Below are 25,713 nucleotides of genomic sequence, written 5' to 3'. Positions count from 1 at the left end.
TTGCGGAGGCACCGTCCCGGCGCGTGCCGGGATTGCTGGTAATTTACTGGTAATCGCTGGCGTTCAGGCCCATCACGTGGGAGAAACCGCCGTCCACGTAGATGATGTCGCCGGTGATGCCGGACGACAGCGGCGACAGCAGGAACGCCGCCGTGTTGCCCACTTCCTCGATCGTCACGTTACGGCGCAGCGGCGCATGGCTGGCGGCAAAGCCGAGCAGTTTCGAGAAATCCTTGATGCCCGAGGCGGCCAGCGTCTTGATCGGACCGGCCGAGATGCCGTTCGAGCGGATGCCCTTCTGGCCCAGGTTCTCGGCCAGGTAGCGTACCGATGCTTCCAGCGATGCCTTGGCCAGGCCCATCGTGTTGTAGTACGGGATCGCGCGCATGGCGCCCAGGTACGACAGCGTCAGGACCGACGAGCCTTCCTTCAGCAGCGGCAGCGCAGCCTTCACCATGGCCGGGAAGCTGTAGGCGGAGATATCGTGGGCTACGCGGAAGTTCTCGCGCGAGAAGCCGTCCAGGAATTCACCGGCGATCGCCTCGCGCGGCGCGAAGCCGATCGCGTGCACGAAGCCATCCAGGCTGTCCCAGCTCTGGCCCAGGTCGCGGAACAGCGCTTCGATCTGCTCATCGCTGGCCACGTCGCAATCGAACACCAGCTTGCTGCCGAACTCGGCGGCGAAATCGGTGATGCGGTCCTTGAAGCGTTCGCCAACGTAGGTGAAGGCCAGCTCGGCGCCTTCGCGGTGGCAGGCCTGCGCGATGCCATAGGCGATCGAGCGGTTGGACAGCAAGCCGGTGATAAGGATTTTTTTGCCTTGCAAGAAAGCCATGATTACTCCAATTGCCTGTTGCGCGCGTTCGGCGCAGCACGGGTTGTTGTTCTAGTTGGTGACGGACCAATCGATGACGGGTACGCATTACCGCAGGATCGAGATTGTATGGCTTGGGGACGGCGCCTGCAAGCTTGGCGGATTGCTATCCGGTGTGTGCCGGGCCGCGCCGCGGGCCATGCTGCGGTTCATCCTGCGGAGCATCCTGCAGTTCACCTGTAAACCGCAAAGGCTGCGGGGCCATCGGCCCCGCAGCCTTTGCGTGCGGGCGGTGCGATCGATCCGCCGGTCAGTTCCTGCGCTTCTTGCCGGCCTGGTCGCGCGAGACGCGCGCCTTGACCAGCTTGATCGGCGACTTGCTCTTGCCGCTGGAGGCCTTCGCCTTGCGGTAATTGCTGCGCTTGGCGACCGGTTCGTCGGCCACGCCGACGGTGGCGTTGTCGGCGATCTCGACAGGGATGTCGAAATGGGCACTGGTGGAAATCTTCGGCACCAGGATCGTCGAGCCGGCCGTCAGCACGCCGCGCGACGGCAGGTTGTTGGCCTTGCGGATCACGTCGGGCGTGGTGCGGAACTTCGACGCCAGCGAGGCGATGCTTTCGCGCGCGCTGCTGACGCGGTGCGTGGTCCAGGTGGACAGCGCCTGGCCCCACTGTGCCAGGTTCAGGTGGAACTTTTCCGCGTTTTCCTTCGGCAGCAGGATCTGCGTCTGTTCGCCGCCGGTGATCACGGGGCGCTTGAATTGCGGGTTCAGCGCCTTGAACTCATCCACCGACAGTTCGGCCAGTTGCGCGGCGATCGCCAGGTCGATGTCGCTGGTCTTGTCGACGGCCGTGAAATACGGCTCGTTGCGGATCAGCGGCAGCGACAGGCCGTAGCGCGCCGGGTTGGCGACGATGTTCTTCACGGCCTGCAGCTTGGGCACGTAGTTGCGCGTTTCCGCCGGCATCAGGTCGGCCAGGCTGTCGAAATCGGTCGGCTTGCCGGCGGCGCGGTTCTTCGCGATCGCCTTCTGCACCGAGCCTTCGCCCCAGTTGTACGCGGCGAGTGCCAGTTGCCAGTCGCCGAACATGTCGTACAGCTTTTGCAGGTAGGTCAGCGCGGCGTCGGTGGATGCCAGCACGGAGCGGCGGTCATCCTTGAAGGCGTTCTGCTTCAGGTTGAAATCGCGGCCGGTGCCGGGCATGAACTGCCACATGCCGCCCGCGTTCGCGCTCGATACGGCCACCGGATTGAACGCCGACTCGATGAACGGCAGCAGCGCCAGTTCGGTCGGCATATTGCGCTTTTCCAGTTCCGTGACCACGTGGAACAGGTACAGCGACGCCCGTGCCGACGTGCGGGCCATGTGGTCCGGCCGCTCGGCATACCAGTTGGCATGCTTCGACACGAGGGAATTGTTCAGGTCGGGAATCGAAAAGCCGGTGCGGATGCGGTTCCATACATCCGTTTCACGGAACGGATCGTCGGAGGATGTCTTGGTGGCGGTTGCGGGGGGCGTGGCGAGATTCGGTGCAGGTGCCTTGATGGCGGAGGACAGCGGGATCAGGGGGAGGGAAGCTCGGTCCGTCGCTACGGCGGACTCTACCGCCTGGCTGATCGCCGGTGCCACGGCAAGCGCCGCCAGCAGGGAGATGTACTTAATTCGCATAGTGCTCCATTGTGTTGTCGTCAGGTTAACCAGGGCAGGCCCAGGGCGGGACGGACTACCAATTCAAAGGCCGAGTTTAAGGACGTTGCCGGGCCGCCGTCAAGCAATATGTCGGCTCCGTTACAAAAAACTTGAGCAGCGGCATCGAGAGAAATAATGGCAAGATCCGTGTGGATCGCAGCGAAATAACAGCAAATGGCGAAAACGTCATCCGATGCGTACAATGGCGAACCAGTATTTCAAAGCCGGGATTTAATCATGAATAATAGTACGAACAGTGCCGCGGTGGACCACGCAAGCGCCATCGCGGCAACCGCGGACTGGCTGGAAAAGGCCGTGATCGGGCTGAACCTGTGCCCGTTCGCCAAGGCTGTCCACGTCAAGCGGCAGATCCGCTACGTGGTGTCCGATGCCACGACGCCCGAAGCACTGCTGGAAACCCTGATGGATGAGCTGCAACGGCTGTCGGACACACCCGCCGAGGAAGTCGATACGACGCTGATCATCCATCCCCAGGTATTGAATGACTTCGAGGACTACAACGAGTTCCTCGACGTGGCCGACGCCGCGCTTGAAGACATGGGACTGGTGGGCGAACTGCAGGTGGCCAGCTTCCACCCCGATTACCAGTTCGCCGATACCGATCGGAACGATATCGGCAATTATACCAACCGGTCGCCCTATCCCACGCTGCACCTGCTGCGCGAAGACAGTGTCGAGCGGGCCGTCGAAGCCTTTCCCGAAGCGGAAGCGATCTTCGAGAAAAACATCGAGACAATGGAAAACCTGGGCCACGAAGGCTGGGACAAGCTGTTTCCGCGGAAACAGCCATGACGGAGGAAAAGCTCCCCGAACGTCCGGACACGCCATGCGTGGCCGTGTGCTCGACGACGTTCGACGACGTTTGCCGCGGCTGCGGCCGTACCTATATCGAAGTGGCGCACTGGGTATCGATGTCGGCCGAGGACAAGGAAAAAGTCTGGCAGCGCATCCTGGCGCAAGGCTACCCGCGCCGCAACAGCTGAAAAGCTACATGCCAGCAAAGCAAAACCGGTGGCTTCGCCACCGGTTTTGCTTTGCGGTGTTCCTTACTGCGCTTGCTGAGGGATCGTGCCGATGAAGTCTTTCTTGCCGATCTCGATACCGTTGTGCCGCAGGATGTCGTAGGCGGTCGTGGCATGGAAGAAGAAGTGCGGCAGCACATAGTGCAGCAGGTAGGTCTGGCCGGTGAAGTGCCGGGTCTTCTCGCCGCTGCCGGTGGTGATCGCACGCTCCGCGCTGTGCTCAATCTCGTTGCGTGGCAGGCCGTCCAGGAAAACCAGCGTCTTCTTGATGCGCAGTTTCAGCTCGGCAAAGCTTTTTTCCGAGTCTTCCCAGGCCGGCACTTCCTGGCCGGCCAGCCGGGCGCCGGCGCCCTTGGCGAAATCGGTGGCGATCTGGATCTGGCGCGTGAATGGCAGCATGTCCGGGAACAGCCGGAATTGCAGCAGCGCGTTGGGGTCGATCCGCGTGGTCTCGACGTGTCTGTCGGCCTTGTCGAGGATCTCGAGCAGGCTGTTCAGGATCTGGTGGAATACGGGTACCGAGGCGGAATACAGTGAAAAACTCATGGCAGCTCCTGTCAAAGAGTGGCCATCATAACAAGTCCGGCGTGATGGCGAAGTTTTGCGTTGCCCGCATGCTTCGTTAATGTAAGGCATTCGTGACTTGCGTATCGCTTTGCAGCATAATTGCACCACGATAATTATGCACCGTGCAAGATGCTTCTGCTTCTGCTTCTCTCGCCTGCCGCTACCGCATGACCCGGCCGCCAACCAGCGGCCTGCGTGCCCGGCTGGGCGCGCTGTACGGCCAGTCCCTGTATGGATCCCTGCTGCTCGTCGTCTTCGGCGGGCTGATCGTGCCTGCCATCGTCGGCAGCTACCTGATGGTCGGCGTGCGCGAACAGCAGTCCACCCGCACCGCGCTGAACGAGGCACTGCAGCGCAATGCCGACATCCTGGCGCTGGGCATGCAGGAATCGCTGTGGAACATGAACGCCGAATCGGCGCGATTACTGGTGCAGTCGGTGATGCGCGACAGCTCGGTCGTGCAGGTGCGGGTCACCGGCCAGGCCGAGGCGCAGTTCATCCTCGCGGAAGCACCGCCGCGGCCGCTGGGCAACGTGGTGCGCGCCGAGCGCGACGTGATGGTACGGGGCGAGCGGATTGGCCAGGTCATGGTGGAGATGGACGACGCCCGCAGCCGCCAGGAACTGAACGACAAGCGCCGTTCCTACCTCTTCGTGCTGGCCGCGCAGCTGTCCGTGTCGCTGCTGCTGATCCTGCTGTTCCTGAACAAGCGCGTGATCGCGCCGCTGCGCCGGCTGATGCGCATGTCCGACCGGCTGGCGCAGGGCGACTTCGACACGCCGCTGAAAATCCGCGGCAACGACGAGCTGGGGCGCCTCGGTGCTCGGCTCGAGCAGACCCGCGAGGCGTTGCGCCGGCTGTTCGAGGACGTGCGCCAGCGCGAGGAGCGCTTTCGCACGATCGTGACGCAGGTGCCCGGCGCCGTGTTCCGCTACCGGCCGGATGGGCCGATCGAATTCGTCAGCGACGCCATCGAGGCGATCTCCGGCTTTACCGCGGCCCAGCTGATGCGCGGCACCACCCATTCCTGGGTCAACCTGATCACGGCGGAAGACCGCCGCGCCCAGCGCCGCGCCGTCAAGCGCGCCATCGACGAGGGGCGCGCGTATGAAACCGAGTACCGCATCGTCGATGCCAGCGGCACCGAGCGCTGGGTGCTGGAAACCGGCCAGCCGCAGGTGCCGCCGGAGGGCGGCGAACCGTGGGTCGACGGCATCCTGTCCGACATCAGCGAGCGCAAGGACAACGAGATGCGCATCGAGGCGCTGCTGGCCGAGCAGGGGGCGATCCTGGACAACGTGATGTTCGGCGTGATGTTCGTACGCCACCGAACCATCATGTCGGTGAACCGCCGCTGCGAGGAACTGTTCGGCTATGAACCGGGCGGCATGGTGGGCAACTCGACCGCCATCGTGTTTCCCACGGCGGACGCCTTCGAGGCGGCCGGCGCGCGCCAGTATCCGGCGCTGGGCCAGGGCCAGTACTTCAGCGAGGAGCGCCATTACCGCCGGCGCGACGGTTCGCTGTTGTGGTGCATGGTCAGCGGTTGCGCGATCGACCAGAACCGGCCGAACGAGGGCAGCATCTGGGTCTATGCCGACATCACGCCGCGCAAGGAAGCCGAGGACAAGCTGCGCCTGTCGGCCACGGTGCTCGAACACATTGCCGACGGCGTCGTGGTGGTCGACCGCGATGGCCTGATCGTCGCCGTCAACCCGGCGTTCACGCAGATCACCGGCTTTGCCGAAGCCGAGGCGCTGGGCCGCGACTTCAGCCTGACGCGCTCGGCGCGGCACGACGCGGCCTTCCACCAGCAGCTGTGGGAGGACCTGGTCGGCACCGGTGGCTGGCAGGGCGAGCTGTGGGCGCTGCGCAAGAACGGCGAACAGTTCCTGCAAGCGCTGACGATTACCGCGGTGCGCGATTCGCACGGTGTCACCACGCATTATGCGGGCGTGTTCAGCGACATCACGCTGGTCAAGGAAAACGAACGCAAGCTCGACCACCTGGCCCACCACGATTCGCTGACCGGCTTGCCGAACCGGCTGTTGTTCAACGACCGGCTGCAGCATGCGCTCGACCGCGCGCAGCGCAGCGCGGAGCAGCTGGCGCTGCTGTTCATCGACCTGGACCGGTTCAAGAACGTCAACGACACGCTGGGCCACCACATCGGCGACGAATTGCTCAAGCAGGTGGCGGACGCGCTGCGCGCGCGGCTGCGCGATGGCGATACGCTGGCGCGGCTGGGCGGCGACGAATTCGTGGTGCTGCTGGAAGGCGTCGGCGGCGAATACTCGGCCACGCTGGTGGCGGAAAAACTGGTGGCGATGTTCGAGCAGCCATTCACGGTCGCCGGCCATGAACTGTTCGTCACGTGCAGCATCGGTATCAGCCTGTACCCGCACGATGGCACCGACCGGAACGTGCTGATCAGGAATGCCGACGTGGCGATGTACCAGGCCAAGGCGCGCGGGCGCAATGGCTACCGCTTCTATGCGATGTCGATGACGGGCGAAGGCGTGGAGCGCCTGCGGCTGGAAACCTGGCTGCGCCGTTCGCTGGAAAAGAACGAAATGTTCCTGAATTACCAGCCGCAGGTGGAAATCGACACCGGGCGGCTGATCGGCGTGGAGGCACTGGTGCGCTGGAACCACCCCGAACTGGGCCTGGTGCCGCCGGCGCGCTTCATCCCGCTGGCCGAGGATTCGGGCTTCATCAGCCAGCTGGGCGAGTGGGTGCTGGCCCAGGCGTGCCGGCAGATGGTGCTCTGGCAGGAGGCCGGGCTGGTGGTGCCGAAGATCGCCGTCAACCTGTCGGTGCGCCAGTTCGAGCGGGGCACGATCGTGTTCACCGTTGGCGACATCCTGCGCCGTACGGGGCTGGAGCCGCACCGGCTGCAGCTGGAAGTGACGGAATCGCTGATCATGAACACGGGCGATGCGCTGCAGTACATCAACGGCCTGCACGCGCTGGGCGTCAGCCTGGCGATCGACGATTTCGGCACCGGTTACTCGTCGCTGGCCTACCTGAAGCAGATGCCCGTGCAGACGCTGAAGATCGACCGCTCGTTCATCAAGGACATCCACGCGGATGCCAACGACGAGGCGATCGCGATCGCCATCATCCAGCTCGGCAAGAGCATGAACCTGGCGGTGATCGCCGAAGGCGTGGAGACGGACGAACAGGCCGCCTTCCTGCTGCGCCACGGCTGCAACCAGGCGCAGGGTTATTTCTACAGCCGCCCGGTGATGCCGGACGACCTGCTGCAGCGCTGGCGGCCGTAAGTGGCACAGTCGACGCGGCGCCGCTTCCTGCTGGCCGGCGCCGCGGCGGCCGGCGCGCTGGTCGTCGGCTGGGGAGCGCTGCCGCCGCGGCAGCGCCTGAACACCGCGGTGCCGCTGGCACTCGACGGCGGTGCGGTGGCGCTGAACGGCTGGGTCGCGCTGGCGGCGGACAATACCGTGACCGTCGTCGTGCCGCGCGCCGAGATGGGGCAGGGCGTGCATACCGCGCTGCCGATGCTGGTGGCCGAAGAGCTGGACATGCCGCTGGCCCGGGTACGCATCGCCGCCGCGCCGCCCGACAAGATCTACGCCAACATCGCCGCGATCCGCGATGCGCTGCCATTCCACCCCGACGATACCGGCAATACGCAGGCCTTCGCCCGCTGGACGCTGGCCAAGGTGGCGCGCGAACTGGGCATCAGCCTGACGGGCGGCTCGACTTCCGTCAAGGATGCATGGCTGCCGATGCGCGAAGCCGGCGCGGCCGCGCGCGGCATGCTGGTCGCGGCCGCCGCACGGGCGTGGGGCGTGGCGCCGGACGGCATCCGCACCGCCGACGGTGAACTGTTCCACGATGCCAGCGGGCGCCGTGCCACCTACGGCAGTTTCGCCGCGGCCGCAGCGAGCGAAAATCCGGGCGATGCGATATTGAAGGAGCCGCACGCGTTCCGGCTGATCGGGCGCGCGGTGCCGCGGCGCGACGCGCGCACCAGGGTCGACGGCACGGCCCGTTTCGGCATCGATGCGCGGCCCGAGGGCATGGTGTACGCCGCGCTGCGCATGGCGCCGGCGCTCGGCGCCACGATCGCCGGCACCAACGCGGCCGGCGTGCTGCGCCTGCCCGGCGTGCTGAGCGTGATCGACATCAGCAATGCGTTCAGCTGGCGGCTGGCCGGGCACGACGGCGCGCCGGCCGGCGTGGCGGTCGTGGCGCGCACGTTCTGGCAGGCGAAGACGGCCGCCGAGGCGCATGCGATCCGCTGGGATGCCGGGCCGCATGCGGAACTGTCGAGCGACGGGATACATGATGACTTGCGCGCTGCCCTCGACGGCACGGAGCACCATGTATATTTCGCCCAGGGCGACGTCGCGGACGCGCAGGCGCACGGCCGCACGATCGACGCCGAATACAGCGCGCCGTTCCTGGCGCACGCGGCGATGGAACCGGTCAACTGCACCGCCCAGGTGGCCGATGGCAAGGTGCGGCTGTGGCTGTCCACGCAGGCGCCGTCGATCGCGATCGGCATCGCCGCGGCCGTCGCCGGTGTCGACCGCGAACAGGTCGAACTGCACGAGCACCTGCTGGGCGGCGGCTTCGGGCGCCGGCTCGAGGGCGACATGGTGGCACAGGCGGTTGCCATCGCCCGCGAGTGCCGCGGCCTGCCGGTGCAGATGATCTGGACGCGCGAGCAGGATCTCCGGCACGACGCCTACCGCCCGGCGGCGGTGGCGCGCCTGGCCGCGACGCTCGATGCGGCAGGCACCATCAAGAGCTGGGATTTCATCGGCGCGGGCGGCGCGCTGACGGACCACTTCCTGCGGCGCAATCTCGGCCTGCCGGGCGCGGGGCCGGACAAGACTACTGTCGAAGGCGCCTACGACATGCAGTATGCGATCCCGCACCAGCGCATCGCCCATGCCGCCGTGGCCAGCGCGGTCCCGCTGGGGAACTGGCGCTCGGTGGGGCATTCCTTCAATGCGTTCTTCAAGGAGAGCTTCATCGACGAGGTGGCACACGCGGCCGGCAAGGATCCGGTGGCGTTCCGCCGCGCCATGCTGCTCGGCCACCCGCGCCACGTAGCCGTACTCGATGCGGCGGTGCGCGCGGCCGGCACGCCGCCCGCGGGCCGCGCGCATGGCGTGGCGCTGCACCACAGCTTCGGCGCGATCGTGGCGCAGGTGGCCGAAGTGTCGGTGCACGACGGCGCGATCCGTGTGCACCGGGTGGTGTGCGCGATCGATTGCGGACTGGCCGTGAACCCGGGGCACGTTGCGCAGCAGATGGAATCGGCGGTGGCCTTCGGGCTGACGGCCGCGCTGGAGGGCGCGATCACGGTCGCAGGCGGCGCCGTGCAGCAGTCGAACTTCGGCGATTACCCGGTGCTGCGGATGGGGCAGGTGCCGCACGTGGACACGGTGATCGTGCTGTCCGGCGAGCCGCCGGAAGGGGTGGGCGAGCCCGGCGTGCCGCCGGTGGCGCCCGCGGTGGCCAACGCCGTCTTCCGGCTGACCGGACAGCGGCTGCGCAGCCTGCCGCTGCGGCTGGCGTAACGGGCCGCGGCATGCTGCTTCAGCGGGCAGCGCGACCGGCGGCGCGAACCGGTACACGCACCCACCAGAACAGCAGCGCCGCGATGCTGACGCCGGCGCCGAGCAGGCATGCCAGCGGCCAGCCGCCGGCGGCATGCGCGGCCGTGGCGGCCAGCGCGCCGGCGCCGCTGCCGGCGGCATAGAACAGCATGTAGCAGCCGACCATCCGGCCGGGCGCCGCGCCGCCGCGCAGCACCACGCTCTGGTTGACGACATGCAGCGCCTGGACTGCCAGGTCGAGCGCGACGATGCCGGCGGACAGCGCCAGCAGCGATGCCGGCGTGAATGCCAGCGGCACCCAGGCAACGCACAGCAGCAGCAGGGCTGCGCCGGTGACCCGTTCGCCATGGCCGCGATCGGCCAGGCGGCCGGCGCGCATGGCGCCCAGTGCGCCGGCCAGTCCGACCAGGCCGAAAGCGCCGATCGCCGTGTGCGGCATCGCACGGGGCGGCCCGGCCAGTTCCAGCGCGAGCGCGCTCCAGAAGATGTTGAACACGGCGAACATCAGCAGCGCGATGATGCCCCGTTCGCGCAGCACGCGATCGGTGCGCAGCAGCGTCAGCATCGAACCGGTCAGCTCACGGTACGGCAGGGGCCGCGCCGGCGCCGGCAGCGGCGGAAGGGCGCGCCATAACAGTACCCCGATCGCCACCGTCAACCCGGCCGATACCGCATACACGGCACGCCAGCCGCCCAGGTCGGCGATCGTACCGGCCACCACGCGCGCCGCCAGCAAGCCGAATACCACGCCGCCCTGCACGGCCCCCACCACTCGTCCCCGCTCGCCCTCATCCGCGGCGGCTGCCACGCCGGCGATCAGACCCTGCGTCATCGCAGTGCCCAGCAGGCCGGTCAGCAGCATCGCGCCCAGCAGCGGTACGGTGGTTTGCGCCGCCCATACGCCCACCAGTGCGAGCGCCAGCGCGGCCAGTTGCGCGAGCAGCAGGCGGCGCCGGTCCAACCGGTCGCCCAGCGGTACCACGAACAGCAGCGCAAGCACGCTGCCCAGTTGCGTGGCGGTGACGATGCCGCCGGCCGCCGCGCGGTCCAGCGCCAGGTCGGCCGCGATCAGGTCGAGCAGCGGTTGTGCGTAATACACGTTAGCGACGCACAAGGCCGCGGATACGGCGAGCAGCGCAAGACGGGCGGTTGAAAAATGCATGGCTTCTCCCAACTGGTTGCAAATCGAAACTACTTGTAGCGTAGCTGTTGTAGTTTTAAAATGCAACTACTTGCAAGGAGGCTTGGATGGCGGGCAGGAAAAACAGTCGGAAAGAGCCGTGTCCGGTGGCGCGGGGCGTGGACCTGGTCGGCGAGCGCTGGGCACTGCTGATCGTGCGGGATGCGTTCGATGGCGTGCGCCGTTTCGGCGAATTCCAGCGCAGCCTCGGCGTGGCGCGCAATATCCTGGCCGACCGGCTGCGCCTGCTGGTGGAAGCCGGGATCCTGGCCAGCCAGCCGGCGTCGGACGGTTCGGCCTACCAGGAATACGTGCTGACGGCCAAGGGAGAGGACCTGTTCCCGGTGATCGTCGCGTTGCGCCGCTGGGGCGAACGCCACCTGTTCGCGCCCGGCGAGCCGCATTCGGTGCTGGTGTTGCGTGATACGGGAGGAGTGCTGACCGGAGAAGTGCTCGGGGACGAAAGACATGGTGCGCAGGCACTGGCGCTGCGCACCGCCGACGGACGGGAACTGTCGGCGGCGGATGTCTATGTGAAGAAAGTACCGGCCGATCCGGACCGGCAGTGATGCAGGCAGCGGGTCAGGCCGTGCCCATCAACTGACGCAAGTTGCATTGCTGCTGCCACTGGCGGCGTTCGGCGGTGCTGCCGGCCTGGCGGTCCAGCTCTGCCTCGCCGGTGGCGGCGATCGTGTCGATCAGGCGGCTGGCCACGTTCGGATCCGGCAGCATCGTGCCGAAGAAGGCCACGGTTTCATGCCGCTGGATCAGCAGGGTGGGAAAGTTTTCCACGTCCAGGTCGCCCACCAGGTCGGCATGGTCCTCGATGTCGACCCACAGGAAATATTTGTCCGGATGGCGCGCGGCGAGTTCCTCGAAGGCGGCGCGGTAGCTGGAACAGGTGCCGCACCAGGCTGCGCACAGGCAGGCCACGACCAGGCGGTCCTGCGCCAGCGCGGCGGCCACTTCGGCGCGGTTGTCGGCGTGTAGGGTTGTGCTGTGCATTGCCGCATTGTACAGCGTGGCGCGGCGGCCTGCGCCGCCAGCGATGGCTGGGCCGTCGCCGCCGCGCAAGGTAAAATACGGCCTATGCCTACGTATTCGCCGACCATTCTTGCCCTGGAAACATCCTCCGAACTGGCCTCCTGTGCGCTGCTGCACGCCGGCCGCCTGAGCTCGCGCAGCGCCGACGGCGTGCGCACGCATTCGGCCTCGCTGCTGCCGATGGTGCAGGAACTGCTGGCCGGGGCGGGCATCGCGCTGGCCGATTGCGACGCGATCGCCTACGGTGCCGGGCCCGGTTCGTTTACCGGCGTGCGCACGGCCTGCGGCATTGCCCAGGGGCTGGGCTTCGGCGCCGGCCTGCCACTGGTGCCGGTGGTGACGCTCGATGCGATGGCACTGGCCTGCCGCGAGCGCCATGGCGCCGCCCACGTACTGGCCGTGCTCGATGCGCGGATGAACGAGGTGTACTGGGCGCAGTACCGTTTCGATGAGGATGCAGGCGACGCTGCGGACGGGTTGCCGACGGGCTTGCCGATACCTGTGTTGCCGGCCGCGCTGTCGGCCCCGGCCGACGTGCACCCGCAAGGCGCGCCGCTTGCTTGCGGCAATGGCCTGGCGGCCTATCCGGAGGCGTTCGCGGGCAAGCCGTTCGTCGCCGGCGCGGATACGGCCGTGCTGCCGCACGCCGAGCAGATCGCCCGGCTGGGCGCCGCGGCGTTCGCGGCCGGGCAGGGCGTTCCGCCTGCCGCCGCCCAGCCGCTCTACCTGCGCAACAAGGTGGCGTATACGAAGGCCGAGCGGGCAGTGATCAACGCGGCGCAGGGCGCGCTTCAGTCCGGAGGCAAGGCATGACGCAGCGGCCCACCTGGGACCTGGCGCGCCTGGTCTACGAACCGATGCAGCTGGCCGACCTGGATGAAGTGGTGGCGGTCGAGCATGCCGTGTATCCGCATCCGTGGACGCGTACCAATTTCTCCGACTCGCTGAAAAACGGCTATCACGGCTGGGTGCTGCGCGATCCGTCGCGCGAGCTGATCGGCTACTTCCTCGTGATGGCCGTCGTCGACGAGGCGCACCTGCTGAACGTGGCGGTGGCGGCGCGCTGGCAGGGCAAGGGCCTGGGACGCTTCCTGCTGAACCAGTCCGCCGCCTGCGCGCGCGGCCTCGGCATGGAATCGATGCTGCTGGAGGTGCGCCCGTCGAACGTGCGCGCGCTCGGCATCTACCGCCGCTTCGGTTTCGCCGAGATCGGCCGGCGCAAGGGCTATTACCCGGCCGCCGGCGGCCAGCGCGAGGATGCCATCGTGATGCGGATCGTGCTATGAGCCTGACGCAGCGCAGCAGCGCATTCCTGCAGGAGATGGGCGTCGGGCCGCGGTGGCTGTTGCGCGACCGGGTGCATGCGGTCGTCGAAGAGCATGTGTCAGTCAACCAGCAGGCCGCGGTCGAAGAGCCGGTCGTGGTCGCCGAGCATGCCGTGCCCGTGCCGGCCGTCGGACGGGCGACTGCCTTCGAGCAGGCCGCAACGGTCGTGACGCTGCCGGCCCGGCCTGCGCCGGCAGTGGCCGAGCCGGCTGTACCGGTGCCGCCTCCGGCCGCATTGGTTCCACCGCCGGCCGCTGCACCGGCCCCGGCTTCCGCCGGCGAGGATACCGCCTGGTTCGACGATGCCCCGGCACCGCCGCCGAAGGCGCCCACGCTGAAGCAGCCGGCGCCGCCGCGCACCAGGGCGGAGGCGGCGCCGCCCACGGAAGACACGTCGTGGTTCGACGCCGTACCGGCCGCGCCGGTGCCGCGCGCCCCCGGACGCACCGCCGCCACCGACGAGGAAATCGCGGCAATGGACTGGCCGGAACTGCAGGCGGCGGTGCGCAGTTGCACGCGTTGCCGGCTGTGCGAAACGCGCCGTGCCGCCGTGCCGGGCGCGGGCGACGAGAAGGCGCGCTGGCTCGTGCTGGGTCTTGCGCCCACGCGCGCCGACGAGAAGGCAGAGCAGCCGTTCGCCGGCCCGCCCGGCCAGCTGCTGCAGAACATGCTTCGCGCGGTGGCTTTGTCGACGGAGCGGGGCGCCTATGTCACCACGCTGGTGAAATGCCGGCCGGCGGCGGACGATGGTGCCGATCGCCTCCCCGCGGCCGACGAACTGGCGGCCTGCCGCCCGTACCTGCAGCGCGAGCTGGCGCTGACGGGCGCCGGCCTGGGGTTGACGCTGGGCGGCGTCACCGCCAAGGGCCTGCTCGGCATGGCCGCGCGCGGCAAGGTCCTGCGCCTGGATCACGCCGGTGGCGGCCTGCCCGTCGTCGCCACGTTCCATCCGGCCGACCTGCTGAAGAAGCCCGAAGACAAGGCCAGGGCCTGGGCCGACCTGTGCCTGGCGCGCTCCGCCGATGCCGCCCGCTGCTGACACCGGCATCGAATCCACTTGCCAGGCGCGTTTCGAGCGCCGCTGGCGGCACCTGACGCGCCCCCATGTGCGGGCGCTGGCGTGGCTGCTCGACGCACCCGGCCTCCTCGACCCGAACGCGCCGTACTGGCAGGGCAGCATCGCCACCGAGGGCCCGGCCGCGCCGGATGTCGAGGCATGGCTGGCGGCACTCGAGGCCGACCCGGCGCCGCTCGACGCCGCGCTGGGCGGCCGTTTCTATTCCCGCCTCGGCCTGTATGCCGAAAAGCTGATGGCGTTCTACTACGCGCAGCAGGGCACGCTGGCCGCCCACGGTCTGCAGGTGCGCACCGCCCACCAGGGCGGCAGGGCCGGCAGGGAAACCGTGGGCGAATTCGACTTCCTGCTCGATGAACCGGGCGGCGGCCTGCGCCACATCGAATTCGCCACCAAGTTCTACCTGCTGGACAGCGGCGCCGCCACCGGCGACCACGACCTGCTGGTGGGCCCCAACCTGGGCGATACGCTGGGCCGCAAGATGCGCAAGATCTTCGAGCAGCAGCTGGTGCTGGCGGAACATCCCTCCGCCCGGGAAGTGCTGCCGCGGCCCGTGACCGCGGCCCAGGCGCTCGTCAAGGGCTGGCTGTTCCATCCGGCCGCCGGGGTGGCGGGCGCAGGAAACAATGAGGTGTCCGATGAGGTATCCAATGAGGTATCCAATGCGGTGCCGCGCATTCCCGGCATCGCGCCGGATCACTGCCGCGGGCGGTGGCTGACGCTGGCCGGCCTTGCCGGCGAGGGAGGGCACCCGGACGAACGCTTCGTGGTGATGCCGCGCTTGCAGTGGCTCGCGCCGCTGAAGGCGCGTACCGCCGATGCACCGCAGCCGTCGAGCCGTGGCGGCCTTGCGGCAATGCTGGCGGAAAAGTTCGCGGCCGATCCGTCGCCGGCGATGGTGGCCACGGTGCGGGAAGAGGATGGCTGGCTGCTGGAACAGGCGCGGGCATTCATCGTGCGCGACGACTGGCCGGCGCGGGCGGCGCTCAGGCGGGAGACGGGGCAGAAGCCGCCGGCGTAGAAAAAACCCGGTGCCTGGCACCGGGTTTTTTCTTAGTGCTTGTGCTCGCCGATCAGCGCCAGCGAATCGTGCTCGCGCTGGTTGGCCGCATGCAGCCGCTTGATGGCGATCATGGTGCCCGACAGGAACAGGCCGAACAGCACGATGATCGTGTTCAGGTCCAGGTCCATGCGCAGCATCAGCGAGTACATCGCCAGCATCGTCAGGATCGACAGGTTCTCGTTGAAGTTCTGCACGGCGATCGAGTGGCCGGCGCTCATCAGCACGTGGCCCCGGTGCTGCAGCAGGGCGTTCATCGGTACCACGAAGAAGCCGGCCAGCGCACCGATCACGATCAGCATCGGATAGGCGATCACCGGCGTGTTGATGAAGGCCATCGTCATCACCATGAAGCCCATGGCGACGCCGAGCGGGATCACGGTGAGCGACTTGCGCAGCGTGATCATCCTGGCCGACATGATCGCGCCGACGGTCACGCCCAGGCCCACCAGCCCCACCATCGTGGTGGCCTTTTCATAGCTCATGCCCAGCGCCTGCTTGGCCCACTCCAGAACGATGAACTGCAAGGTGGCGCCGGTGCCCCAGAACAGCGTGGTGACGGCCAGCGAAATCTGGCCCAGCTTGTCGCGCCACAGGATCATGCAGCAGTTGGCGAAGTCCTCGATCAGGCGCACCGGATTGCGCTCCTGGTGCGGATATACGCAGCCGGTCAGCGGAATACGCAGGTTGAACAGCGCGGCGCAGACATACAGGACGCCGACGATCATCAGCGCGCCGTAGGCGGGGTTGGCGATGCCGATGTCCCAACTCAGGATGATCGTTTCGGCGCGGTCGCTGACCAGGGCGCCGCCCATCACGGTGCCCAGGATGATCGACGAAATGGTCAGGCCTTCGATCCAGCCGTTGGCGGCCACCAGCTTTTCCGGCGGCAGCAGTTCGGTCAGGATGCCGTACTTGGCCGGCGAATAGATGGCCGCGCCGATGCCCACGATCGCATACGCGGCAAGCGGATGCACTTCGTAGAACAGCAATGCGCAGCCGAAGATCTTGACCAGGTTCGCGATGAACATCACCCGGCCTTTCGGCAACGCGTCGGCAAAGGCTCCCACGAATGCGGCCAGCAGCACATAGAACAGCACGAAGAGGAATTTCAGCAGCGGCGTGATCCATGCCGGCGACTTCATCGTGATCAGCAGGTCGATCGCGACGAACAGCAACGCATTGTCCGCCAGCGACGAAAAGAACTGCGCCGCCATGATGGTGTAGAAACCACGATTCATTGTGGAAGGGCCTTAAAACCGATATCGGCTTGCTTTATACCATGAAAGATATGCTTTCCAAAGAAAACGGCAGGGCAAACCGAATGGTCGTTCGATTGACAGTAAGCCGCGCCCGCAGTGGCCATCGTGGCCGCCGCACACGCTCGCTTAAGCTCCGCCTAAGAGTGCGTGTGCGGTAAAATGCCCGCTTCCCATTTCGCGCGTATTTCGCCTAATCCTGCCATGCCAAGGCCGATCGTAGCCACCATCCACGTCGCTGCAATGCAGCATAACCTGGCACGCGCGCGCGCCTGCGCGCCTGGCGCGAAGGCATGGGCCGTCGTCAAGGCCAACGCCTATGGCCATGGGCTGCAGCGCGCGCTGCGCGGCTTCGCCGACGCCGACGGGCTTGCGCTGATCGAATTCGACAACGCGGTGCGCCTGCGCGAGATGGGCTGGAGCAAGCCGATCCTGCTGCTCGAGGGCTGGTTCGACGCCGCCGACCTGCACGCGATGGCGGAGCACGGCCTGGCCGGCACGGCCCACTGCGCGGAGCAGATCGCGCTGCTGGAGCGCACGCCGCTGGCCCGGCCGGTCGACGTGCACCTGAAAATGAACACCGGCATGAACCGCCTCGGCTTCAAGCCCGCCGACTATGCCGCGGCGCATGCAAGGCTGCGCGCCATTCCGCACGTGGGGTACATCACGCTGATGACGCACTTTGCCAATGCCGACGAGGCGGCGCACGAGTGCCTGCCGATCCGCGAGCAGATCCGGCGCTTCGATGCCGGCGCGGCGGGGCTGGATGCGCCGCGCAGCCTGGCCAATTCGGCCGGCGTGCTGCGCATGCAGGAACTGGGCGGGGAACTGGTCAGCGACTGGATCCGGCCCGGCATCATGCTGTATGGCGGCACGCCGGGCGGCGGCAGCGCGGCCGACTACGGGTTACGGCCGGCGATGACACTGGAAAGTGAACTGATCGGCATCCAGGAAATCGCGGCCGGCGATTTCGTCGGCTACGGCAGCCGCTTCGAAGCCGACCGCGCGATGCGCATCGGTACCGTCGCCTGCGGTTATGCCGATGGCTACCCGCGCCACGCGCCGACCGGCACACCGGTGATGGTGGATGGCTGCCGCACCCGTACCGTGGGCCGCGTATCGATGGACATGATGGCGGTGGACCTTACCGGCATCGATTCGGCGCGCGTGGGCAGCCGCGTGGTGCTGTGGGGCGAGGACCTGGCCGTAGACGACGTCGCCGCGTCCGCCGACACGATCGGCTATGAACTGATGTGCGCGGTGGCGCAGCGCGTGCAGGTGAGGGAAGACTGATGGCCAAGGCAAAGACCCAGTATGTGTGCAGCGAATGCGGCGGCACCAGCAGCAAGTGGACCGGCCAGTGCCCGGCCTGCCGGCAGTGGAACACGATGGTGGAATCGGTGATCGAGACCGGCGGCGTGAACCGCATGTCGCAATCGCACCAGGCGCTGGCGCAGACCGCGCCGGTGCTGTCGCTGAGCGAGATCGAGGCGCTCGACGTGCCGCGCTTCGGCACCGGCATCGAGGAATTCGACCGCGTGCTGGGCGGCGGCCTGGTGGCCGGCGGCGTGGTGCTGATCGGCGGCGATCCCGGCATCGGCAAGTCGACATTGCTATTGCAGGCGCTGGCCAACCTGTCGCTGTTGAAGAGCGTGCTGTACGTATCGGGCGAGGAGTCCGGCGCGCAGATCGCCTTGCGCGCCAAGCGGCTGGCGATCGACGCGAAGGACTTCAAGCTGCAGGCCGAGATCCAGCTGGAAAAGATCCTGCAGACGCTGGACACCGTCAAGCCGCAGGTGGCCGTGATCGACTCGATCCAGACGCTGTATTCGGATGCGCTCACGTCCGCGCCCGGTTCGGTGGCGCAGGTGCGCGAATGCGCGGCCCAGCTGACGCGCGTGGCCAAGCAGACCGGCGTGACGATCATCCTGGTGGGCCACGTGACGAAGGAAGGTGCGCTGGCCGGCCCACGCGTGCTCGAACACATCGTCGATTCGGTACTGTATTTCGAGGGCGACACCCATTCCAGTTTCCGGCTGGTGCGGGCGATCAAGAACCGCTTTGGCGCCGTCAACGAGCTGGGCGTGTTCGCGATGACGGAAAAGGGCCTGAAAGGGGTGTCGAATCCTTCCGCGCTGTTCCTGTCGCAGCACGACAACCAGGTGCCCGGTTCGTGCGTGATGGTGACGCAGGAAGGCACGCGGCCGCTGCTGGTGGAAATCCAGGCGCTGGTCGATGCGAGCCACCTGCCCAATGCGCGCCGCCTGTCGGTGGGCCTGGAACAGAACCGCCTGGCCATGCTGCTGGCGGTGCTGCACCGGCATGCCGGCATTGCCGCGTTCGACCAGGACGTGTTCATCAACGCGGTCGGCGGTGTGAAGATCACCGAACCGGCGGCCGACCTGGCCGTGCTGCTGGCGATTAATTCGTCGATGCGCAACAAGCCGCTGCCGCGCGGTTTCGTGGTGTTCGGCGAAGTGGGCCTGGCCGGCGAGATCCGTCCCGCGCCGCGCGGGCAGGAGCGCTTGCGCGAAGCGGCCAAGCTGGGCTTTTCGATCGCCATGATCCCCAAGGCCAACGCGCCGAAACAGCCGATCGAGGGCATGACGATCATCGGCGTGGACCGCATCGACGATGCGTTTACGCGCCTGCGCGAGCTGCAGTGAACGTGGGCGCCCGTGCGCGGTGACGCCGATGCAAGATTGCTCGTTGCGCAGTAGAATAACGGTCGGCCTTGCCGGCCGTTGTCATTTTTAACGAGGATTCACAAGTGTTAGTCGATCAAAGGCAGGGCGTTCGCAAGATCTTGCGCGTGAGGGCAATGGTGGTCATCGATGGCGCGGCGCCCACTCCCGCGCGCACCTTCGATCTTGGCCTGGCGGGCATGTCGGTGACGAGCGGTACCAAGGTGGAGCCTGGCCAGGCGGGGCAGGTGGTATTCGAAATGCTGGTCGATGGCAAGCCGCAGATCATCACGTGCCGCGCCAAGGTCAGCCATTGCATCTTTTCCGGCGACGAGTTCAAGGTGGGCTTCGTGTTCCAGCCGCTGAATCCGGAAGCCACGGCGGCCATCACCAAGTTCATGCGCTGACTTGCCGAAGTCGTAACGGGAAGACAACGGGGCATGTCCCGCTCTGTTCGCTTCTTTTGATTCCTGGCCCCGATGGGACCATAATAATCCGACATCGGAGGTCACCATGGTTACAAACGCCAGCGCCATCCTTGCCGCGCAATACGGCACCAACCCGTTTGCCACGGTGTTCGGTACGAATTCCACCCCCTCGCTGAACGGCAATGCCTCGCTGTCGCCGACGGTCGCGGCGCGCGTGCAGCAGGCGCTGGCGGGCCAGCGCGGCAATATCGACCTGCTGAACGCCAGCCTGGCGAGCACGCAGACCCGCCTGTCCGGCCTGGGCCGGTTGCAGAGCGCGCTGGACGCATTCGAGGCGCTGGCCGAAGGCCTGGCGGGCGCGGGATTGTCGACTTCCGCTTCGACGTCCACCAGCGGGGTGCTGAGTGCCGCCACGACCGCTTCGGCCAAGCCGGGCCAGTACGAGGTCGATGTCCGGCAGCTTGCCCAGGGGCAGGTGCTCAACAGCGGGGTGCAGCCGACGGCGACTGCCACGCTCGGCAGCGGCATTGCTTCCACCGTCAAGCTGGAGTGGGGCAGCATGGGCGCGGACGGGTTCCAGGCTACGGCCGGCACCGCCCGTACCATCACGATCGACAGCGGCAACAACACGCTGGAAGGCGTTGCCGCGGCGCTGAAGGAAGCCGGCGTGAACGCCACGGTGGTGCGCTCGAATGGCGGCTATGCGCTGCAGGTCAATGGCAAGGAAGGTGCCACGCAGACGCTGTCGATCAGCGTCACCGGCGATGCGGCCCTGAAGGCCGCGATCGGCTTCGATCCCGACCAGCCGCGCGCGGGCGGCATGACGCAGGCGCAGGCCGCCCAGGATGCGATCGTGTCCGTCGCCGGCAAGGAATACCGCAGCGGCACCAACACGGTGGCCGGCGCCATCGAGGGCGTGACGCTGACGCTGGCGGGCAAGGGGACGACCCAGCTGGCAGTCAGCCAGGACAGCAGCCAGATCGCCAGGAACGTGGCCGCGTTCGTCGAGGGCTACAACGACATGGCCGACACGCTGGCCGCCCTGCAGGGCGGGGCGCTGCGCGGCGATAACGCGCTGTCCCGCGTCTCCGCGCAAATGACGGGACTGATGCGGATCGGCGGCGCCGGTTCGTCGTCGCGGGGCCTGGCGGACGTGGGCCTGTCGCGCGACGCCGATGGCAGGCTGGTGCTGGACGAAGTCAAGCTGAAGGCGGCCATCGCCGACGATCCCGAAGCCGTCAGCCGGCTGTTCACCAATGAAGGCAGCGGCCTGGCGGACCGCCTCGACGAACGTCTGGGCACGCTGACGGCCGAGAACGGCCTGGTGCGCCGCGCCCAGGACCGCACCACGCGCGACCTCGACGTGCTGACCGACCGGCGCGAGCGGCTGGCGCAGTCGCTGACCGCACAGGCCCAGGCACTGGCGCAGATGTACACGATGCAGGAACAGATGGGCGGGACGGGTTCGCTGCTGGATCTGCTGGGGTAGCCCGCGCCGGTCGGATCCCGAAGGGGCTGCACAAAACGAAGGCCCCGGCCGCAGACCGTATCGCTACGGGCTGCCACGGGGCCTTGCTGTCAGCTAGCGCTGCATTCGCTATTCGTCGTGATAGCGGTCGGTGAGTCTGCCGTTGCCACCTCGGCCTTCTGCAATGATTTCGTAGGCGATCAGTCCCACGGTGGCGATAAAGATGCCGATCGTCAGTAGAGTTGGCATGATAAATCAGCCATCCTTTCGGAGGGCTGCTCCTTGGTGAAGCACTAAGAACAACTTCCCGGTACTACATTTCTAATGTAGCAGACGGTTTGGTCATTGCAAGGTGCCTCTTGGTGGCTTTCCCGGTGGCTTATTTGACGACCAGGTCGGCCGCCATTACGGCCTTCAGGTACAGGCTGGCGGGGTCTTCCGGATCGCGTTGCACGAACCACCAGGCCGACGCCTTCTTCATCTCGACGTCCAGCGCCTCGCCTGTCAGCAGCAGTGCGGCGACCTGGCCCAGCGTCGGCTGGTGGCCGACGATCACCACGGTTTCCCTGGCCGCCGGCCAGTTGGCTGCCTGCAGGATCGCTTCCGGTGCCGCGCCCGGCACCAGTTCGGCGTGCGTCTTGTATTTGCGGCCCAGGCCTTCGGCTGTCTGCACCGTGCGCACAGCCGGGCTGGCGAGGATGCGGCAATTTTCCGGCAGTTGCGAATCGAGCCACTTGCCCATGCGCCGGGCCTGCTTCACGCCTTTCGGCGTCAGCGCGCGTTCCAGGTCGGGCAAGCCTTCATGGCCCGGCTCGGCCTCGGCATGACGCCACAAGATCAAATCCATCGGGTTCTCCGTCTTTCTGCAAACTGTTCGGCGGTAACGCTCTTCGCTGCCGCGGGCTCATTCGGCCGAGGTGCCGAGCGTTTTCATCAGGTATTGCTGGGCGCCGAACGGCTGCTGCTTGCCGCGCGGCTTGCGACGCTGGTAGTGGCCGTCCGGTTCCAGTTCCCACGCGTTCGTATTGTCCTTCAAATACGGATTCAGGCCCTCGGCCATCACGCGCCGCTTCATCGCACGGTCGAGCACGGGGAAGGCCACCTCGATACGGCGGAACAGGTTGCGGCTCATCCAGTCGGCACTGGCAAGATACACGTCGTGCGCCAGGTCGTTGCGGAAGTAATAGATACGGCTGTGCTCGAGGAAGCGGCCGATGATCGAGCGGACCTTGATGTTTTCCGACAGCCCCGGCACGCCCGGCCGCAGCGTGCACGCGCCGCGCACGATCAGGTCGATCTTCACGCCATCCTGCGATGCCGCGTACAGCGCGCGGATCACCGATTCGTCCACCATCGCGTTGACCTTGACGATGATGCGGCCCGGCTTGCCGGACTTGGCGATCTTGGCTTCGTTGCGGATCGCCTTGATGATTTCGCTCTGCAGCGCGAACGGCGCCAGCCACACGTGATGCAGCTTGTGCGGCTTGGCCAGGCTGGTCAGGTGCATGAACACTTCGTTCACGTCGCGCCCCAGGTTCGGTTCGCACGTCAGCAAGCCGAAGTCGGTGTAGAACTTGGTGGTGGTCGGATGGTAGTTGCCGGTGCCCAGGTGGGCGTAGTAGCGCAGCTCCGAATTGTCGGCGCTGCCTTCGCGGCGGATCACCAGCGCGATCTTCGCATGGGTCTTCAGGCCCACCACGCCGTACACGACCTGGGCACCGGCCTGCTCCAGCTTGTCCGCCCAGTTGATGTTCGCTTCCTCGTCGAAGCGCGCCATCAGTTCCACGATGACCGTCACTTCCTTGCCCAGCCGGGAGGCCAGGATCAGCGCTTCCATCAGGTCGGAATTCATCCCGGTGCGGTAGACGGTCTGCTTGATCGCCACCACGCACGGGTCGCTGGCCGCCTGCCGGATGAAGTCGATCACGGTCTGGAACGACTGGAACGGGTGATGCAGCAGGATATCCTGCTTGCGCAGCGTGGCGAAGATGTCGCCGCCGGTCGGATGCACGCCCGGCACGAACGGCGTGAAGCGCAGTTCGGGCATCTTCGTGTGTTCGATCATCTCGTTCAGCCGCACCATGTTGACCGGGCCGTCCACCTGGTACAGGCGGGAACGGTCCAGGTCGAACTGGTCGAGCAGGAACTGGGACAGCTCCGGCGGGCAGTTCTTGGCCACCTCCAGGCGCACCGAGCGGCCGAACTGGCGGCCCTGCAGTTCGCCCTTCAGCGCCTGGCGCAGGTTCTTCACCTCATCCTCGTCGACCCACAGGTCGGAATCGCGCGTGACGCGGAACTGCGAATAAGCCATCACCTCGCGGCCGGCGAACAGCTCGGAGATGTGCGCATGGATGATCGACGACAGCAGGCAGAAGCAGGTGCCCGGCTTGTCCGACAGCTCGTCCGGCAGCTTGATCACGCGCGGCAGCACGCGCGGCGCCTTGATGATGGCGATCGCCGTGCCGCGGCCGAAGGCATCCTTGCCGGACAGCGCGACGATGAAATTGAGACTCTTGTTGACGACCTGCGGGAACGGGTGGGCCGGATCGAGGCCGATCGGCGTCAGCAGCGGGCGCACTTCGCGCTCGAAATAATCCTTGATCCACGCGCGCTGGGCTTCCGTGCGTTCGGTGTTGCGCAGCAGGTGCACGCCATGTTCCTTCAGCAGCGGCAGAATCTGGCTGTTCAGGATGTCATATTGCCGGGCCACCAGCGCATGGCACTCGGACGACACACGGTTCAGGTTGGCGGTCAGGGCAGGGTGTTCGGACAGTTTGCCGTCGACGGTGGCCGCGGCCAGCAGGCTGGCAACGCGCACCTCGAAGAACTCGTCGAGGTTGCTGGAGGTGATGCACAGGTAACGCAACCGCTCGAGCACGGGAATCGATGGATCCTCAGCCTGCGCCATGACGCGGCGGTTGAACGCCAGTTGGGAAAGCTCGCGATCGAGGAACTGGCTGTGACGCGTGATTTCCGCGCGGATCTCGGGTTTCATGGTTTTATCGGTTTTTCTATTCATTATGACAAGATTTTAGCGCTACCCATGGCAGCGCTGGCGCTTGTGACAGTGTAGATAAGAAATATGACAACAACATGACATCGAAAAGCGGTATCGGGGGATTTATGACACGTGGTTTATTCCTTTGTTTTCAAGGGCTTGCGAGATTTGTGACAAGGCGTGCGGAGACTTATGACAAGCTTCCCGGGCAAATATTTCAACCTGCGTCAAATATGTCATAAAGCCGTCATATTCGACTACTACACTGCGCAGCATTCAACACCCCAACCCCGAAAGAGGAACTTTGATATGCGTATGAAACAGTTGATGGCCTCCCTCATCGTAGGCGCTTCCGCAGCAGTGGCCTTCACTACCGCCGCCGCAGCGGACATGACCGGCGCCGGTGCTACCTTCCCTTACCCGATCTATGCCAAGTGGGCCGAGCAGTACAAGGCTTCCACCGGCAACGGTCTGAACTATGCTTCCGTGGGGTCCGGGGCAGGTATCAAGCAAATCAAGGCAAAGACGGTCGATTTCGGCGCGTCCGACATGCCGCTGAAGGCGGAAGATCTGGATGAAGCCGGCCTGATGCAGTTCCCGGCCATCATGGGCGGCGTGGTCACGGTGGTCAACCTGCCTGGCATCACCCCGGGCCAGCTGAAGCTGACCGGCCAGGTCGTCGGCGACATCTTCCTGGGCAAGATCACCAAGTGGAACGATCCGGCGATCGCCACGCTGAACGCGGGCGTCAAGCTGCCTGACGACGACATCACCGTCGTGCACCGCGCCGACAGCTCGGGCACGTCGTTCCTGTTCACCGACTTCCTGTCCAAGACCAATCCGGAATTCAAGTCGAAAGTGGGCGCCAACAGTGCCGTGAAATGGCCGACCGGCGTGGGTGGCAAGGGCAACGAAGGCGTGGCCGCCAACGTGCAGCGCATCAAGGGCGCGATCGGCTACGTCGAATGGGCGTACGCGAAGAAGAGCAAGATGCAGCACACCCAGCTGCGCAACAAGGATGGCGTGTTCCTGCAGCCGGACGACGAGAACTTCAAGGCCGCCGCCGCCAATGCCGAGTGGACCAAGACCCCGGGCTTCGGCGTGGTGCTGACCGACCAGGCCGGCAAGCAGTCGTGGCCGATCACGGGCGTGTCGTTCATCCTGATGTACAAGCAGCAGGCTGACGCGGCCAAGGGCAAGGAAGTCGTCAAGTTCTTCGACTGGGCCTTCACCAACGGCGACAAGGCCGCGGTGGAACTGGACTACGTGCCGCTGCCGGATACGGTGGTCAAGCAAGTCCAGGCCGCATGGAAGCAGAACCTGAAGGACGCTTCCGGCAAGGCGCTGTACTGATCGAACGATCCTGCTCCCTCGGTTGACCCCGAGGGGGTTAACCGGGGGAACTCGGCTGGTAACCCAGCGGGGATCTCCCGGCTAGCCATTTTGAGAAAAACATCTAAAACTATGTCCATGAGTGCTG

22 protein-coding genes are annotated in these 25,713 nt (G+C 66.3%); 14 read left to right on the top strand and 8 right to left on the bottom strand.

The features are described from left to right. Positions 1–43: 43 nt before the first annotated feature. Positions 44–835 carry an enoyl-ACP reductase FabI gene (gene fabI / locus FHS02_RS12950; protein WP_137317151.1) on the bottom strand — a complete coding sequence of 264 codons (792 nt, stop codon included), beginning with the start codon at positions 833–835 and terminating at the stop codon, positions 44–46. Between the two features lie 289 nt (positions 836–1,124). After that, positions 1,125–2,486: a transglycosylase SLT domain-containing protein gene (locus FHS02_RS12945; RefSeq protein ID WP_137317152.1), complete on the bottom strand. Its 1,362-nt coding sequence runs from the start codon at positions 2,484–2,486 to the stop codon at positions 1,125–1,127. A gap of 258 nt (positions 2,487–2,744) precedes the next feature. Between FHS02_RS12945 and FHS02_RS12940 the strand changes: the two genes are divergently transcribed. Then, positions 2,745–3,320: a DUF1415 domain-containing protein gene (locus tag FHS02_RS12940; protein WP_137317153.1), complete on the top strand. Its 576-nt coding sequence runs from the start codon at positions 2,745–2,747 to the stop codon at positions 3,318–3,320. Next, positions 3,317–3,511: a DUF1289 domain-containing protein gene (locus FHS02_RS12935; protein ID WP_137317154.1), complete on the top strand. Its 195-nt coding sequence runs from the start codon at positions 3,317–3,319 to the stop codon at positions 3,509–3,511. The genes FHS02_RS12940 and FHS02_RS12935 overlap by 4 nt, the downstream gene beginning before the upstream one ends. A 63-nt stretch (positions 3,512–3,574) precedes the next feature. Here the strand turns inward: FHS02_RS12935 and FHS02_RS12930 are convergent, their stop codons facing one another. After that, a complete protein-coding gene (locus FHS02_RS12930; RefSeq protein ID WP_137317155.1) occupies positions 3,575–4,096 on the bottom strand; it encodes a DUF1993 domain-containing protein in 522 nt (173 codons plus the stop codon). Between the two features lie 188 nt (positions 4,097–4,284). Between FHS02_RS12930 and FHS02_RS12925 the strand changes: the two genes are divergently transcribed. Next, positions 4,285–7,401, top strand: a complete 3,117-nt coding sequence (locus FHS02_RS12925) for a bifunctional diguanylate cyclase/phosphodiesterase (protein WP_137317156.1) — start codon at positions 4,285–4,287, stop codon at positions 7,399–7,401. Beyond that, on the top strand, positions 7,402–9,672 hold the full coding sequence (locus tag FHS02_RS12920) for a xanthine dehydrogenase family protein molybdopterin-binding subunit (RefSeq protein ID WP_137317157.1): 2,271 nt from the start codon (positions 7,402–7,404) through the stop codon (positions 9,670–9,672). A 19-nt stretch (positions 9,673–9,691) separates the two neighbouring features. On the opposite strand, the gene FHS02_RS12915 is transcribed toward FHS02_RS12920, so the two are convergent. Continuing rightward, a complete protein-coding gene (locus tag FHS02_RS12915) occupies positions 9,692–10,873 on the bottom strand; it encodes an MFS transporter (RefSeq protein ID WP_137317158.1) in 1,182 nt (393 codons plus the stop codon). Positions 10,874–10,959: 86 nt separating this feature from the next. On the opposite strand from FHS02_RS12915, the gene FHS02_RS12910 reads away from it, so the two are divergent. Beyond that, a complete protein-coding gene (locus FHS02_RS12910) occupies positions 10,960–11,460 on the top strand; it encodes a winged helix-turn-helix transcriptional regulator (protein ID WP_137317159.1) in 501 nt (166 codons plus the stop codon). 13 nt (positions 11,461–11,473) lie between these two features. Here the strand turns inward: FHS02_RS12910 and FHS02_RS12905 are convergent, their stop codons facing one another. Next, complete coding sequence (locus FHS02_RS12905; protein ID WP_137317160.1) at positions 11,474–11,896, bottom strand: thioredoxin family protein; 423 nt, start codon at positions 11,894–11,896, stop codon at positions 11,474–11,476. Positions 11,897–11,980: 84 nt separating this feature from the next. Here FHS02_RS12905 and tsaB point away from each other — a divergent pair, with 84 nt between their 5' ends. From tsaB to FHS02_RS12885, 4 genes are read left to right on the top strand one after another with little or no spacing between them, the layout of a single operon-like run. Beyond that, positions 11,981–12,748: a tRNA (adenosine(37)-N6)-threonylcarbamoyltransferase complex dimerization subunit type 1 TsaB gene (gene tsaB, locus FHS02_RS12900; RefSeq protein ID WP_137317161.1), complete on the top strand. Its 768-nt coding sequence runs from the start codon at positions 11,981–11,983 to the stop codon at positions 12,746–12,748. Beyond that, positions 12,745–13,221 carry a ribosomal protein S18-alanine N-acetyltransferase gene (rimI, locus tag FHS02_RS12895; RefSeq protein ID WP_137317162.1) on the top strand — a complete coding sequence of 159 codons (477 nt, stop codon included), beginning with the start codon at positions 12,745–12,747 and terminating at the stop codon, positions 13,219–13,221. The genes tsaB and rimI overlap by 4 nt, the downstream gene beginning before the upstream one ends. Continuing rightward, a complete protein-coding gene (locus FHS02_RS12890) occupies positions 13,218–14,300 on the top strand; it encodes a uracil-DNA glycosylase (RefSeq protein ID WP_137317163.1) in 1,083 nt (360 codons plus the stop codon). The genes rimI and FHS02_RS12890 overlap by 4 nt, the downstream gene beginning before the upstream one ends. Continuing rightward, a complete protein-coding gene (locus FHS02_RS12885) occupies positions 14,284–15,357 on the top strand; it encodes a DUF1853 family protein (protein ID WP_137317164.1) in 1,074 nt (357 codons plus the stop codon). Before FHS02_RS12890 ends, FHS02_RS12885 begins: the two co-directional genes overlap by 17 nt. A 32-nt stretch (positions 15,358–15,389) precedes the next feature. Here the strand turns inward: FHS02_RS12885 and lplT are convergent, their stop codons facing one another. Beyond that, positions 15,390–16,637 carry a lysophospholipid transporter LplT gene (gene lplT / locus FHS02_RS12880; RefSeq protein WP_137317165.1) on the bottom strand — a complete coding sequence of 416 codons (1,248 nt, stop codon included), beginning with the start codon at positions 16,635–16,637 and terminating at the stop codon, positions 15,390–15,392. A gap of 222 nt (positions 16,638–16,859) precedes the next feature. Here lplT and alr point away from each other — a divergent pair, with 222 nt between their 5' ends. The 4 genes from alr to fliD all read left to right on the top strand — a co-directional run bounded on the left by alr (position 16,860) and on the right by fliD (position 21,256). Beyond that, complete coding sequence (gene alr / locus FHS02_RS12875) at positions 16,860–17,948, top strand: alanine racemase (protein ID WP_137317166.1); 1,089 nt, start codon at positions 16,860–16,862, stop codon at positions 17,946–17,948. Continuing rightward, the gene (radA, locus tag FHS02_RS12870; RefSeq protein WP_137311886.1) at positions 17,948–19,321 is read left to right on the top strand and encodes a DNA repair protein RadA; all 1,374 of its coding nucleotides are present in this window, start codon (positions 17,948–17,950) and stop codon (positions 19,319–19,321) included. Before alr ends, radA begins: the two co-directional genes overlap by 1 nt. Before the next feature lie 104 nt (positions 19,322–19,425). Beyond that, a complete protein-coding gene (locus tag FHS02_RS12865; RefSeq protein WP_137311887.1) occupies positions 19,426–19,746 on the top strand; it encodes a PilZ domain-containing protein in 321 nt (106 codons plus the stop codon). A gap of 106 nt (positions 19,747–19,852) precedes the next feature. Continuing rightward, positions 19,853–21,256, top strand: coding sequence for a flagellar filament capping protein FliD (gene fliD, locus FHS02_RS12860; RefSeq protein ID WP_137311888.1), 1,404 nt, complete (start codon positions 19,853–19,855; stop codon positions 21,254–21,256). Between the two features lie 358 nt (positions 21,257–21,614). On the opposite strand, the gene sixA is transcribed toward fliD, so the two are convergent. Continuing rightward, entirely contained in the window at positions 21,615–22,082 is a 468-nt protein-coding gene (sixA, locus tag FHS02_RS12855) for a phosphohistidine phosphatase SixA (RefSeq protein ID WP_137311889.1), read from the bottom strand. A gap of 57 nt (positions 22,083–22,139) precedes the next feature. After that, the gene (gene ppk1 / locus FHS02_RS12850; protein ID WP_137311890.1) at positions 22,140–24,230 is read right to left on the bottom strand and encodes a polyphosphate kinase 1; all 2,091 of its coding nucleotides are present in this window, start codon (positions 24,228–24,230) and stop codon (positions 22,140–22,142) included. 330 nt (positions 24,231–24,560) lie between these two features. On the opposite strand from ppk1, the gene pstS reads away from it, so the two are divergent. After that, on the top strand, positions 24,561–25,586 hold the full coding sequence (gene pstS, locus FHS02_RS12845) for a phosphate ABC transporter substrate-binding protein PstS (protein ID WP_371861444.1): 1,026 nt from the start codon (positions 24,561–24,563) through the stop codon (positions 25,584–25,586). Positions 25,587–25,713 lie beyond the last annotated feature (127 nt).

It is taken from the genome of Pseudoduganella umbonata, assembly GCF_014192225.1.
GTDB lineage: Bacteria > Pseudomonadota > Gammaproteobacteria > Burkholderiales > Burkholderiaceae_D > Rugamonas > Rugamonas umbonata.
This window is presented reverse-complemented; position numbering and strand designations above follow the sequence as displayed.

Excerpts from the sequence above, each read along its gene's own strand:
- fabI (WP_137317151.1), bottom strand. The coding sequence starts at position 835 with ATGGCTTTCTTGCAAGGCAAAAAAATCCTTATCACCGGCTTGCTGTCC.
- FHS02_RS12945 (WP_137317152.1), bottom strand. The coding sequence starts at position 2,486 with ATGCGAATTAAGTACATCTCCCTGCTGGCGGCGCTTGCCGTGGCACCG.
- FHS02_RS12940 (WP_137317153.1), top strand. The coding sequence starts at position 2,745 with ATGAATAATAGTACGAACAGTGCCGCGGTGGACCACGCAAGCGCCATC.
- FHS02_RS12935 (WP_137317154.1), top strand. The coding sequence starts at position 3,317 with ATGACGGAGGAAAAGCTCCCCGAACGTCCGGACACGCCATGCGTGGCC.
- FHS02_RS12930 (WP_137317155.1), bottom strand. The coding sequence starts at position 4,096 with ATGAGTTTTTCACTGTATTCCGCCTCGGTACCCGTATTCCACCAGATC.
- FHS02_RS12925 (WP_137317156.1), top strand. The coding sequence starts at position 4,285 with ATGACCCGGCCGCCAACCAGCGGCCTGCGTGCCCGGCTGGGCGCGCTG.
- FHS02_RS12915 (WP_137317158.1), bottom strand. The coding sequence starts at position 10,873 with ATGCATTTTTCAACCGCCCGTCTTGCGCTGCTCGCCGTATCCGCGGCC.
- FHS02_RS12910 (WP_137317159.1), top strand. The coding sequence starts at position 10,960 with ATGGCGGGCAGGAAAAACAGTCGGAAAGAGCCGTGTCCGGTGGCGCGG.
- FHS02_RS12905 (WP_137317160.1), bottom strand. The coding sequence starts at position 11,896 with ATGCACAGCACAACCCTACACGCCGACAACCGCGCCGAAGTGGCCGCC.
- tsaB (WP_137317161.1), top strand. The coding sequence starts at position 11,981 with ATGCCTACGTATTCGCCGACCATTCTTGCCCTGGAAACATCCTCCGAA.
- rimI (WP_137317162.1), top strand. The coding sequence starts at position 12,745 with ATGACGCAGCGGCCCACCTGGGACCTGGCGCGCCTGGTCTACGAACCG.
- FHS02_RS12890 (WP_137317163.1), top strand. The coding sequence starts at position 13,218 with ATGAGCCTGACGCAGCGCAGCAGCGCATTCCTGCAGGAGATGGGCGTC.
- FHS02_RS12885 (WP_137317164.1), top strand. The coding sequence starts at position 14,284 with ATGCCGCCCGCTGCTGACACCGGCATCGAATCCACTTGCCAGGCGCGT.
- lplT (WP_137317165.1), bottom strand. The coding sequence starts at position 16,637 with ATGAATCGTGGTTTCTACACCATCATGGCGGCGCAGTTCTTTTCGTCG.
- alr (WP_137317166.1), top strand. The coding sequence starts at position 16,860 with ATGCCAAGGCCGATCGTAGCCACCATCCACGTCGCTGCAATGCAGCAT.
- radA (WP_137311886.1), top strand. The coding sequence starts at position 17,948 with ATGGCCAAGGCAAAGACCCAGTATGTGTGCAGCGAATGCGGCGGCACC.
- fliD (WP_137311888.1), top strand. The coding sequence starts at position 19,853 with ATGGTTACAAACGCCAGCGCCATCCTTGCCGCGCAATACGGCACCAAC.
- sixA (WP_137311889.1), bottom strand. The coding sequence starts at position 22,082 with ATGGATTTGATCTTGTGGCGTCATGCCGAGGCCGAGCCGGGCCATGAA.
- ppk1 (WP_137311890.1), bottom strand. The coding sequence starts at position 24,230 with ATGAAACCCGAGATCCGCGCGGAAATCACGCGTCACAGCCAGTTCCTC.
- pstS (WP_371861444.1), top strand. The coding sequence starts at position 24,561 with ATGGCCTCCCTCATCGTAGGCGCTTCCGCAGCAGTGGCCTTCACTACC.